General features: G+C 42.2%; 11 protein-coding genes. 6 read left to right on the forward strand and 5 right to left on the reverse strand.

Translation table 11 applies throughout. From position 1 onward, the window contains the following. Positions 1 to 920: 920 nt before the first annotated feature. On the reverse strand, positions 921 to 1,886 hold the full coding sequence (bioB, locus tag Q8G36_RS15735) for a biotin synthase BioB (RefSeq protein ID WP_305160878.1): 966 nt from the start codon (positions 1,884 to 1,886) through the stop codon (positions 921 to 923). A gap of 654 nt (positions 1,887 to 2,540) precedes the next feature. Between bioB and Q8G36_RS15740 the strand changes: the two genes are divergently transcribed. Genes Q8G36_RS15740 through bioA form a run of 3 tightly spaced genes read left to right on the forward strand, consistent with a single transcriptional unit; the run spans position 2,541 to position 5,190 of the window. Then, positions 2,541 to 3,125: a biotin transporter BioY gene (locus Q8G36_RS15740; protein ID WP_305160798.1), complete on the forward strand. Its 585-nt coding sequence runs from the start codon at positions 2,541 to 2,543 to the stop codon at positions 3,123 to 3,125. After that, complete coding sequence (bioD, locus tag Q8G36_RS15745; RefSeq protein ID WP_305160799.1) at positions 3,104 to 3,811, forward strand: dethiobiotin synthase; 708 nt, start codon at positions 3,104 to 3,106, stop codon at positions 3,809 to 3,811. Before Q8G36_RS15740 ends, bioD begins: the two co-directional genes overlap by 22 nt. Further along, positions 3,808 to 5,190 (forward strand): adenosylmethionine--8-amino-7-oxononanoate transaminase, encoded by a 1,383-nt coding sequence (bioA, locus tag Q8G36_RS15750; RefSeq protein WP_305160800.1) that lies wholly within the window; start codon positions 3,808 to 3,810, stop codon positions 5,188 to 5,190. Before bioD ends, bioA begins: the two co-directional genes overlap by 4 nt. Positions 5,191 to 5,510: 320 nt before the next feature. Here bioA and Q8G36_RS15755 read toward each other — a convergent pair whose 3' ends face one another. Further along, positions 5,511 to 5,750 (reverse strand): hypothetical protein, encoded by a 240-nt coding sequence (locus tag Q8G36_RS15755; protein ID WP_305160801.1) that lies wholly within the window; start codon positions 5,748 to 5,750, stop codon positions 5,511 to 5,513. A gap of 987 nt (positions 5,751 to 6,737) precedes the next feature. Here Q8G36_RS15755 and Q8G36_RS15760 point away from each other — a divergent pair. Then, a complete protein-coding gene (locus Q8G36_RS15760; protein WP_305160802.1) occupies positions 6,738 to 6,980 on the forward strand; it encodes a YesK family protein in 243 nt (80 codons plus the stop codon). 349 nt (positions 6,981 to 7,329) lie between these two features. On the opposite strand, the gene Q8G36_RS15765 is transcribed toward Q8G36_RS15760, so the two are convergent. Further along, positions 7,330 to 8,820 (reverse strand): peptide MFS transporter, encoded by a 1,491-nt coding sequence (locus tag Q8G36_RS15765; protein ID WP_305160803.1) that lies wholly within the window; start codon positions 8,818 to 8,820, stop codon positions 7,330 to 7,332. Between the two features lie 336 nt (positions 8,821 to 9,156). On the opposite strand from Q8G36_RS15765, the gene Q8G36_RS15770 reads away from it, so the two are divergent. Then, positions 9,157 to 9,381: a hypothetical protein gene (locus Q8G36_RS15770; protein WP_305160804.1), complete on the forward strand. Its 225-nt coding sequence runs from the start codon at positions 9,157 to 9,159 to the stop codon at positions 9,379 to 9,381. Positions 9,382 to 9,468: 87 nt separating this feature from the next. Here the strand turns inward: Q8G36_RS15770 and Q8G36_RS15775 are convergent, their stop codons facing one another. Beyond that, complete coding sequence (locus Q8G36_RS15775) at positions 9,469 to 10,338, reverse strand: anti-sigma-V factor rsiV (RefSeq protein ID WP_305160805.1); 870 nt, start codon at positions 10,336 to 10,338, stop codon at positions 9,469 to 9,471. Next, positions 10,323 to 10,838, reverse strand: a complete 516-nt coding sequence (locus tag Q8G36_RS15780; RefSeq protein WP_305160806.1) for an RNA polymerase sigma factor — start codon at positions 10,836 to 10,838, stop codon at positions 10,323 to 10,325. Before Q8G36_RS15780 ends, Q8G36_RS15775 begins: the two co-directional genes overlap by 16 nt. 185 nt (positions 10,839 to 11,023) lie before the next feature. Here Q8G36_RS15780 and Q8G36_RS15785 point away from each other — a divergent pair, with 185 nt between their 5' ends. Continuing rightward, positions 11,024 to 12,430 carry a polysaccharide deacetylase family protein gene (locus tag Q8G36_RS15785; RefSeq protein ID WP_305160807.1) on the forward strand — a complete coding sequence of 469 codons (1,407 nt, stop codon included), beginning with the start codon at positions 11,024 to 11,026 and terminating at the stop codon, positions 12,428 to 12,430. The last annotated feature ends 44 nt before the right edge of the window (positions 12,431 to 12,474 follow it).

Below are 12,474 nucleotides of genomic sequence, written 5' to 3' on the forward strand. Positions count from 1 at the left end.
GTTTTTTCTTGAAATTACATTCCTGTTGATTTCAGAAATCCGCTCCCTTTCCGCCGACTGCCTGCCGAGCCTCCTCGGCGCAAGCGCCTGTGGGGTCTCAGCTAGCCAGTTATTCGGCAGGAGTCTCGCAAATTTCTTCCATCCTTTAAGGGGGACTGTAAAAAACTATGAAGGTCCCCTATCTTAAGCTTGCTTCGGGATATGTCCGAGCCTTCAGTTTTTTCTTGAAATTACATTCCTGTTGATTTCAAAAATCCGCTCCCTTTCCGCCGACTGCCTGACGAGCCTTCTCGGCGCAAGCGCCTGTGGGGTCTCGGCTAGCCAGTTATTCGGCAGGAGTCTTTCAAATTTCTTCCATCCTTTAAGGGGGACTGTAAAAAAACATGAAGGATAAACTAGTCTTGTTTAAGATTATGGTTCGGGGTGGGAACAATTCGAAACTCCTTTTGCCGGAAAATTGATGGAACCGCCAGACTGTAGACGAATTGGAGAAGAAGAGCCAGTTTCCCTACAATCTCTCTTAAAAAAGAAGTTCCAGCTGATTGGAACGTAAGGTACGAGACTCCTGCGGGAAAAGCGTGGCCAAGGGAGACCCCGCAGGCGAACGCCGAGGAGGCTCCCCGGACCGCCCGCGGAAAGCGAGTGCCTGGAGTGGAAATCATTACACATACCCACTTCCGGAAATCAGCTCCCCTTCCGCCGACTGTGCCAAGCCTCTTCACCGTAAGCGGCTGTGAAGTCTTGGCTAGCCAGTTATTCGGCAGGAGTCTCGCAAATTTCTTCCATCCTTTAAGGGGGACTGTAAAAACATCAAGGATAAACTAGTTATGTTTATGATTACCACCCCTTTATTCGACAAACTGAAAAAAAAACACCCTAAGGGTGTTTTTTTAGTTTGTCTCAATAATCTTCTTTATCAATTAAAGGGCACATTCTTCAATTTCAAATCCCAGGTCTTCGATGATTCCCCAATCAGCTGTGGGTTCTTGACCAGCTGTCGTTAAATAGTCGCCGACGAAGATGGAATTGGCTGCATAAAGTGCCATGGGCTGTATGGAACGGAGATTGACTTCACGACCGCCGGCCAGACGGATTTCTTTACTCGGATTAACGAATCTCATCATCGAAATCAATTTCAGGCATTTAGTGGGGGTCAACTCGGAAGTTCCCTCAAGCGGCGTTCCGTCAATTGCATTGAGAAAATTACAAGGAATGGAATCTGCATCAAGGCTGCGTAAGGATAGAGCTACTTCCACCGCTTCCGCCTCAGATTCCCCCATACCGAAAATGGCACCAGAACATGGAGACATTCCGGCTTCTTTCACAGCTTCGACTGTATCTACCCGGTCTTCATATGTATGTGTCGATGTAATTTTGCTGTAGTTTTCCTGTGATGTATTCAAGTTGTGGTTGTAGCGATGAACGCCTGCTTCCGCCAGTTTACCGGCATGTTCCTCATTCAGGAAACCTAAACAGCAGCAGATTTTAAGATCAGTCGTTTCGCGGATTTCTTTTACCGCTTCAATGACATGATCGATTTCCCTGTTGGTCGGACGACGGCCAGACGCAACGATGCAATAAGTACCCGCTTTACGACGAATTGATTCTTGCGCTCCCTCGACAATCTTTTCTTTAGTCAGCCAAGCATATTTATCGATTGGGGCCTCCGACACGATCGACTGTGAGCAGTAGCCGCAATCTTCAGGACATAATCCTGATTTCGTATTGATGATCATATTCAATTTAACTTTTTTCCCGTAATGATGCTTACGTATGAGATAGGCTGCATTCAAAATTTCCAAAACCTCTTCGTCTGGGGCTTGTACGATGGATAATGCCTCTTCCTCCGTCACTTTATATCCTTTGATAACGTTCTCCGCTAACATCTTCCAATCCCTTACCAATGTTTCCAAACCTAATCCCTCTTTTCTTTTAATGTTGTATATTCCTTCCCGTGAATCTTCCGCGATTAATTACCAGAACCCGGGATGGATTGGATAATTTTGCACACGCTAATCACATCTGTTGTTCCCGATGTGCTGCCATTTAAGTGTGCCAAATCGCTGGTGCATGGATTCCGTGACTATGTAATTCTTGAAAAAGAATTTAACCCGTTCCGGTTCTCCGCACATAAAACGGATGATATCTGGTAAATAGACCTACTTCCGGCAACCTACAGCTCCAGTTGCGAGTGTCCCCATCTCTAATCCACTTTCCCTTCCAACCAACCGGTCGCATGTACCATCAACCACAATGGGCAACCTTTAACATTTAGCAGTATCAACAATGCCTGGCAATGAAGCCATAAGATTTGTTAACCTAAAATACTTTAAGTTAACATATTGATAGAATAATAACATACAAACAAAATATTATTCAATGGTCTTTTTTCAATATTTTCCTAGTCTGTTCTTTAAATCCTAAGAAAGCTGGCATTTTATATGTTAACCAAATGATAAATTAGTTGACATATAAAATGGGAATCAGGCAAACTAATAGTGGGCATTCTGCCTGCCATTTCTAAAAAGGAGGGTAAAAACTTGAAAGCAAGGACGATTTCTTATGTTGCCCTTTTTGCCGCGTTAACTGCAATTGGCGCCTTTATTAAGATACCTATCCCTTACATACCATTCACACTGCAAATTCTGGCAGTCTATTTGGCAGGCGCATTATTGGGGCCCCGGCTTGGGATGCTCAGTCAGTTATGCTACGTCTTGATCGGGCTTATCGGGGTGCCCGTGTTTGCTGAAGGCGGGGGATTCGGCTATATATTCAAACCCACTTTCGGCTATTTGCTCGGATATATACTGGGAGCCTATGTAAATGGATGGCTGATCAACCGGTTTTCCCTGTCCACGATTCGTTCCATATTCTTTGCAAATGCCGCCTCTCTGCTGACCGTTTACTTTTTCGGCTGCATCTGGCTGTATGGTGCGATGAAGTGGATTGTGGAAACGCCGCTTTCAATCAACCAAACGATTCTTTACGGTTTCTTATTACCTGTACCCGGTGATTTAATGCTATGCATTCTATGTGCTGTCATCATTCAACAAGTACGTCCGCGCATTGCAAGATATATAAATGTAAAGGAGCTGAATCATCCATGGGCCAAGCCTACTTTATAACCGGAACTGGCACGGATATTGGAAAGACCATCGTCACGAGTGCACTCTATCTGTCTCTTCAAACATTGGGGAAAAGCGTCACGATATTCAAGCCATTTCAAACTGGAATCAATGAGGAAAATAATACATACCCCGATATATCTTGGTTTGAGCAGGAACTCGGTGTAAAGGAATCAGGGTTTTACACACTGGAACCCGAAACCTCCCCACATTTGGCGATTAAATTAACCGGTAGTCTAATTGATGAGAAGAAAGTCGTGGAAAGGGTTCATGAACTTGAGGAAATGTATGACATCGTATTAGTCGAGGGCGCTGGCGGATTGGCTGTGCCGCTTATTGAACGAACGGAAGGTTTCTATATGACGGCGGATTTCATAAGGGATTGCGGCATGCCTGTCCTCTTCGTATCCACAAGCGGTTTAGGGGCGATTCATGATGTCGTGACGACCCATTCTTATGCCCAAGTCCATGATATAAACGTGAAAACCATTTTGTATAATCATTACCGGCCAGAAGATCGGATTCATCAAGACAATATCGAAACCATTGAAAAGCTGACTGGGCTGAATGGCCTCGCCTGCATCCCAACACTGGCCGATGTTAGAAAAGACTTGAGGATCTGCATCCTTGATTTACTTGGTGATCAAGATTATACCCAACAACTGAAAGAGGTGTTCAAAGCATGAACAGTCAGGATTTAGAACAATGGGATAAGGAATATGTATGGCATCCGTTCACACAAATGAAAACGTATCGGGAAAGTAAACCGCTGATCATCGAACGCGGCGAAGGCAGCTACCTGATTGATGTGGATGGCAAACGCTACCTCGACGGCTATGCTTCATTATGGGTGAACGTGCACGGGCATAACGAGCCGGAATTAAACGGCGCCCTTATTGAACAAGTGAATAAAGTCGCGCACTCCACGCTGCTGGGATCTGCGAATGTACCATCGATCTTACTGGCAAAAAAACTGGCAGAGATCACTCCTGGTTCTTTATCGAAAGTCTTCTACTCTGACACGGGATCTGCCGCTGTGGAAATCGCCCTTAAAGTCGCTTATCAATATTGGCAGAATATCGATCCCGTCAAGCATCAGAATAAAAACAAATTCGTCTCACTTGACGAAGCATACCACGGCGATACTGTCGGAGCTGTGAGTGTGGGCGGTATGGATCTATTCCATAGAATCTTTAAGCCCCTCTTATTTCAACGGATTTCCGCCCCTTCACCATATGCCTATCACATGGCTGAGTATGGAGATCAAGAAGCCGTGAAAAACCATTGCTTGAAGGAACTGGAGAAGTTACTGCAAGAACAATCAGACGAAATTGCAGGATTGATCATCGAACCGCTGGTGCAGGGAGCAGCAGGCATCATAACCCATCCCCAGGGCTTTTTGAAACAGGTCGAACAATTATGCAAAAAGTTCAATATCCTCTTAATTTGTGACGAGGTGGCCGTAGGATTCGGTCGCACCGGTACAATGTTTGCCTGCGAACAGGAAGATGTCGTCCCCGATATCATGTGTATGGGCAAAGGGATCACTGGGGGATATATGCCACTCGCAGCCACCATCATGAACGAGCAGATCTTTCAATCCTTCTTGGGAGAACGGGAAGAACATAAAACCTTCTATCACGGCCACACCTATACAGGAAATCAGCTTGCCTGTGCACTGGCCCTGAAGAATATCGAGCTAATGGAAAGCCGCAATCTCATTAAAGACATCCAGAAAAAATCAAAATACCTATCACAAAGACTGCAAGCGCTATACGAACTTCCGATAGTCGGCGATATCCGCCAGCGCGGCTTCATGATTGGAGTGGAAATCGTTAAAGACCGCCAAACAAAAGAAACGTTCACCCTCCAAGAGAACGTCGTTTCTGGAATCATCCATACAGCACGGGAAAATGGCCTGATCATCCGGGAACTTGGTCCAGTCATCACGATGATGCCGATCCTTTCCATGTCAGAAAAGGAACTCGATTTCATGGTCGAAACCGTCTACCGTGCCATTCAGGAAGTCTCCATTCATAAAGGATTGATCCCAGCAGCAAACTGATTCACAAAGAACCGGAAAAGCAAGGCTCATTCCGCTTCCTTCTATATCTTTGCAAGGGACTTCATGAAGAAAGATCACAGATGTTGTCCATATACCGAAGAGATCAAACATCTTTGGCTATCCAAGAAGAAGCAGATCTTGAATCTGAGGAAGTTTTATATACTTATGTTTAAACAACCTTTTTTAAGCGCAGCTATTGATCATCTCCATCAATGATTGGATGGAATCAGAACGGGCACCCTCGATGGGATGCCCTTTTTTTTGATTGAATTTTGGATGATGTCACCTATTCAAACAAAGGGATTACCGGCATCCCGGCTTCAGGCAAGAATTAAATGAAAATGGTGAACAAATGATAAGCAAGGAAAAGATGATTGCAATAAACGAAATGCCCAAGAAGTCTTGCCTGCTAAATATAAGCTGATCACCAGACTTGCAAATCCAATGATCAAATAAATGCTTGCTCCAACATATGAATATAGCGTTGGAGTAATCCCCGGGATGAAAAGCAGCACGAAAGTCATTTGCAGGGATATGCATATTCCAAGTAAAAGTTTCATTTTCACCTCCTGTTTTTTGAAAATCGAGTTCGATATAAATATAATATTCATCCCTATCCGCTTTTTCATTACGCACCATTACTGGACTACATTTTAAAAAAACTGTTTTAATAATTTTTATGTAAATGATTGGATATTTATTGTAAACTGGATTAGCAAAGGAGTAGAGTTGCAATTTGGCGATAACAAAGAAAAGATTTTTCATTAGTTGTATAGTAGGTATCATACTCACGTATCTTGCCCGCTCTGGTCAGCAATACTTTAGTGGCCAACCGATAAAGTGGTCAGGGAATTTAGGATATGCATTCTATTTCGTAGCATTTATTGTATTTTTCAGTTGGCTATTTGGAGATTTCGATAAGAAAAAGGCTGATCACTAATATAAGTGAACTTTGTCTGTACACAAACTCGATAATAATAGATTTTGCCTACAGTCTTTTGAGGGAAAATTCGAACGTTGATTGGAACGTAGGGCACTCGCTTTCCGCGGGCGGTCCGGGAGCCTCCTCGACGCAAGCGCCTGCGGTGTCTCCCTTAGACGCGCTTTTCCCGCAGGAGTCTCACACCTTCCGTTCCATTCAACTTTGTATAATTTTCAGATAGAACCCCTTTTTCCGACAAACTGCGATCACTAATATAAGTGATCTTACTGACCATTAGCCTTATTTACAGCTATCTATGTCGCTTGCAGTTAGTCTCCCCTGCCGAATAATTGTCTAAGACTCCAACTAAATAATCCATATAAAAAGACTGTAACTTAACTGTTGCGCCTTTTATTCAAAAGGTTTTATTAAGAATCTAAGTTACGTCACAAATTTTACCTTCACACCTCCCCTGAATCCAACTTCTTAAACCTATTTTCACCTTTACGTTCGAATTTTTTGTTTTCCTCCCTCACATCTTCCAAGAAGATGACCACCACCGGCTGTCCTTTTCATTCTTTAAATAAATAAGAATAAATTTACTTGGAGTTCCCCTCCTGGTCGCTTGTGTCCCTGGAATGTTAGTAATATTTTAGCGTGGTCGTTTAGGAAATTACATTTATCTTTATTTGTAAAGCTTTTACCAAGCATATTAACCGTTATAGCTTCGTTTATTTTGTTTTATATGGGTTTTGTGAACATTAAAGGGTTTGAAGGAGCTGGATATGGAATACTGGCTTTCTTTTTACTTCCCTTTGCAATTGTGGCTTCAATTATTGCGAGTAAAAACAAAGGTGTACAAAGCTAGAATTTTGTTCAATCACTATGAAAGTATGAATATATACAATGGCTAAAACGAATAAAACCAAAAAGAAAACCATTGGTGAAATGACAAATAGCCGAATGCGTTGGGCGTTTGACCCCTCCACCCGTCAAAAAAGGAAAAGGTTCTTACAACCGGAAAAAAGAGCAATTCTATAAAGGATGCTCTTTTTTTTCATATTTCGCTTATTTCTTCCTGGCAACCATATCCTTTCTGAAATTCCACGGATCACTTTTGGAACCTATAGAGCCCCCATTCAAGGGGCACAGAAAATGAAAAAAAGATGACCTCGTCTAATTCGGAGGTCATCTTTCTTTTACTGCTTGCTAAGTGTTTAGCGAATGCCTTTCATGTAACCTTGTATCCTTGGTGATAAGGCCATCAGGGCCAGTCCAAGGACTATTGAAGCAACACCGATCACTCCAAAATAAGCCATTTCGGTTTGAGGTGTGTAGAATCTTACGATTTGTGCGTTCAGTGCTTGTGCTGCTGCACTTGCCAGGAACCACAGGCTCATCGTTTGTGCCGAGAATGCGGCCGGAGCCAATTTTGTAGTTGCTGAAAGTCCAACAGGAGATAAACAAAGTTCTCCAAGTACTACAAGGAAATAGCTAAGGACAAGCCATAGCGGATTGACTAATGCGTCCGATCCGCCGAAATAAACAGGAAGCAGGATCACCAGGAATGATAAGCCGGCGAACAGTAGACCTATTGAGAATTTTTGAGGAATGGTCGGCTGACGCTTTCCTAGTTTAATCCATAACCAGGCGAATACTGGTGCAAGGGTAATGATGAACAAAGGGTTCAAAGATTGGAACCATGCCGGGTTTATTTCTATACCAGCAAAATTCAATTGTGTCCGTTTGTCTGCATAGTTTGCCAATATTGTTGCACCTTGCTCTTGAATCGCCCAGAACATGACAGCTGCTATAAACAAGGGAATATAGGCAAGCAAGCGTGAACGTTCAACAGAAGTCGTTTTCGGGCTGCGATACATGAAAATGAAATAAAGGGTCGGAATAACGATCCCTAGGATACCTACAAGATTAATGAATGTTTCAATCGTTAAGATGCCTGCTGAGGCAGTGATGCCGATGATGGCAGCTATGATAAGTGCAGCTATCCCCAATTTAGTGAATACTTTTTTCTTTTCATTCTGTGATAATGGGTTAGCAGGAAAAGTTCCAGCCAGACCCAGGTTCTTTTTCTTTGTTGCAACAAATACGATGAGTCCAATCAACATACCAATTGCGGCTATGCCAAACCCAAGGTGAAAGCTGTAGTTCATGACTGAACCAACAATGAGTGGTGAAAGGAATGCACCCATGTTGATACCCATATAGAATATACTGAAACCGGAATCCCGGCGTTCGTCATTTTCCACGTAAATTTCACCGACAATGCTGGAAACATTCGGTTTTAATAAACCAGTACCCAGAACAATGAGTACCATGGAAACAAAGAACATGGAGAGATTGCCTGGTACAGCAAGGACAATATGCCCGAGCATGATCAAGATACCACCGTATAATACGGCTTTTGAGGTCCCGAAAATCCTATCGGCAAGCCATCCGCCAATAATACCTGACATATATACTAAAGATCCATAAATGGATACAAGGGCAAGGGCTGTGGTTTCTTCAAGACCTAGTCCCCCTTTAGAAACTTCATAATACATATAGTAAACAAGAATGGCCCTCATGCCATAATAGGAGAAACGCTCCCAGAACTCAGTAAAGAAAAGGGTGAATAGTCCTTTTGGGTTTCCAAAAAAACCTTTTTGAGGTACACTATCCACAATTTTCTGTTTATTTATCGTTGCCATACCTAGCCCTCCTTTTATTATTGTATAATAACTTTTATTTTCTTTGATGTAAATAAATATTTATTATATTTAAATAATTGATTTCAAAGTAAACAGAAGTGGCTTTCCACCATACAAGCAAAAGTTCGCATTCCCCAGTAAAAAACATTCTATATAGTCTAATAGGGAGCGTTCATCAATGATATATTGCCCTAACTTCACCAATGGTATTACGTTTCATATCACTTTGGTTGCCATGCACATATTAATGAGAATCGGAAATGGCGAATTTTGCAAAACCCCACCACAACCGTTATATTCACCAAATAATAGATATAAAAACGAGGAGGCACCATAATGTTCGGGATCATAACCGTCGTGATGATTTTTTCCATCCCTATACTCGGAATACTGACAACCCATTTCGAAAAACAGTCAAAAACCAAACACAATATGCTACAAGTTGAATTGGAACTTGAAAAACTCAAACATGAAAACTTCCTTATGGAGACGGAAAAAATGAGGCTGGAACTGGATCAGATGAAATTAGAACAAAAAAGAGACGAGCCAAGGTTACTGTAATCAAGTAACGTCGGTTCGTCTTTTTAATGGGTATTGTGGCGTTTTAAAAACCTCCCGCCCCTCATAAGAATGACAAATAGGGTCGTTTTAATGGATATATTGATCGCCCACAAGAAGGTCTGACAGCACCTTTGTCGGGATGATGAACTCGACGGCCCCCATATATCCAGGCGCAGCTTCATAGCTGTTAAAGGCGATGACTAGCTTGCCATCTTCGTTTATATAAAAGTTATGGTTTTCATCGATGCCTTTAAATGCAGTTAGATCATCATCTTCGACCCAATATATCTTTTCCGGATCTTCAGCCATCTGCCGCTTCATCTGTTCCTTGATGTTCTCGCTGATCACCTGAAGATAACGATCATCTTTAAATAAGCTATTTAGCGTTAATAGCCCTTCGTTTTTCTTGTCGACTGTATCGAATTGACTTTCTGTAGAACTGGAAGCCTGAATCGTATCCGTATAACGCTGTACGGATAATATCGTTTCATTATCCGTCAATATCACATATCCGCTTTCCACCGAGATATTGCCCTTTTCGCCTTCCTTCAGTTTTGACATGGAGTCCGTGAATTCCTTATAAAGCTGCTTGCTTTCCGATAAGTATTTATCATTCAAGCTATCTTCGAGCTGTTTATTCTCCAGACCGGATATAGCAGGTGTTTTGATTACTGCCGAGGAATCATTCGCTTCTTCGTTCCATTCTACGAAGGTAATCACTTTGATGACCTTATCGACTATCGGAATATCACTCATGGCTTTTGCCGCTGCCGGACTGATGTTTACGGAAGCTGTTACAATCAGAAGCGCCGCAGCCGCTGAAACGAGGATATTCCTGCCAACCCTTGGCTTCTTCCTGGGCTTTTCATTCAAGGCTGCTTGAACGACATCATTCAATTCCTTTGGTATCGGTGTTTTAAGATATTCTTCCCGCAGATCTTTTAATTTTTTTTCCATTTTTTCGTTTCCTCCCGTTCAGTCATGTTGATCCGCAATAGTTTCAGCGCTTTATATAATCTCGTTTTAATCGTGCTTACGTTCTCTTCCAGCACTTCCGCTATCTCTTCCAACTTCAGGTCCTCAAAGAAACGGAGAACGACTACCGTTTTGTACTTGACCGAAAGTCCTTCCAGGGACTTTTGCAAATCCAGGTCAGGATAGGGATCTTCCTCACCGCTGCGTAAGTATTCTATTGTTTCGTCATCGGCGACGGTCAGTTTCTTTTTCTTCCGCAAAACATCCAGTGCCGTTCGGACGATGATCTTATATAACCAACTATCTATAGAAGCAGCGTCTTTGATTTTGCTGCTGGAGGCTAGCGCTTTCCTGATCGATTCCTGCACGATATCAAGGGCATCCTCTTGATTTTTGACATAGTAAAAAGCAAGTCTGTACAAATTATCTTGCCGTTTGGTTATCCGGGCCTCGATTAATTGATTCATATCTAGATTTTTCATTGCATGATAGAGCTCCTTACATTTAAATTACATATCCTAGGTACATAGAATAGACGTTAATGCAGCCATAAAAGTTTGAAAATGAACGAGGAAATATATAAATATAAAAAAATGAAAATTTTTACAAACTTTCAAGACTTTTGGCGCGTCTATATAGTAGAATGATTATCGAGGTGGAGTGCATCATGAGAAAATTAAATTATAAAAAAGTAATTATTTTTCTATTTTGTCTAACAGCTGCTGTGGGAACATTGGGGTTAGCCATCAAAAGCCTTGCTTTTGATAAGAAAAGAACCGTTTCGGCCTATACAACCGATAAAAATTACCCTGAAGCCGACATACAAACGTATGTGAAAGATAATACGAAAGGCGGATATTCAGCCAGCAGGCCCGTTCTGCATTTGGAAAATATCGACAAGCAGCTAGAAGCCTACATAAAGAAAGAAATTAAACATTATGAAAAGAAATGGAAAGCATCCGACGGAAAAGCTTCCGAGCTTAACCTCACCTATACGATCCTCCATTTCAGCAAACAGACGATTACGATTTCCTTCGATAAATATGAGCAAGTGGAAGGAAAGAAGCAGTCTGGATCCCAGATCTTCACTTATGATATTCCATCTCAGCAAAAGCTCTCTATAGAAGACATCTTTGCCACGGATACTGATTATTTATCCGTTTTATCCGATATTGTTTTTGAAGAGTTGACGGAGAAGGAAGAAGAAGGCATTTCAAACAGTCTCATTAAAAAGGAAAACAAACTGAAGGCAGCCAGCTTCAATTCTTTTTCAGTCTTGAAAAATACGCTTGTATTCTACGTTAAGACTGATGATTCAACTAAGACCCATACAATAGCCATCAATAAGGAACTCTTTAAAGATAGTTTGCTAGATTCATATCAAAGTGAAGATTTGAATGAGGATCTTGTAAAGGAATGGCAGCCGAAACATATCGTCGCCAAACTGCCCGTGCAAAATGAATGGATCGACCCTTCCAAAAAGGTCATTGCCTTGACGTTCGATGACGGTCCACATCCAAGTCATACCATGTCCATTCTTGAAGACCTGAACAAGTATGATGGACACGCGACATTTTTCGTGCTTGGAAGCCGCGTTCAGCACTATCCAGAAGTTCTGCAAAAGATGCTACAGCAAGGAAATGAGATCGGCAACCATTCATGGGATCATCCGCAGCTGACGCGCTTAAGCAAGAACAAAATCGAAGATCAAATCAAAAAAACCCAGGACGCTGTAGAAAAAGCTACAGGTGCTGAGCCAACTCTCGTCCGTCCCCCATATGGAGCGATTAACAATAATGTGCGTGAATACATGGAGGATAAGAAAGTCACGCTTTGGGATGTCGATCCCGAGGATTGGAAAGAACGCAATGAAAAGAAAATCGTAAACAAAGTGATGAGCAAAGCCAAAGATGGCAGAATCATATTAATGCATGATATCTATCAAACTAGCGCCCAGGCTGCAGGAAAAATCATCAAACAACTGCATGACCAAGATTATCAACTGGTCACCATTTCGGAATTGGAGAAGGTAAAGAAAGACCGTGAACTTTCCGGAATCACCATAAATGAATAATCAAAGGTAAAAGCCTGTTTCGTGATTCGGAACAGGCTCTTTGC

This window comes from Peribacillus frigoritolerans (genome assembly GCF_030676415.1).
In the GTDB taxonomy this organism is placed as follows: domain Bacteria; phylum Bacillota; class Bacilli; order Bacillales; family DSM-1321; genus Peribacillus; species Peribacillus frigoritolerans_A.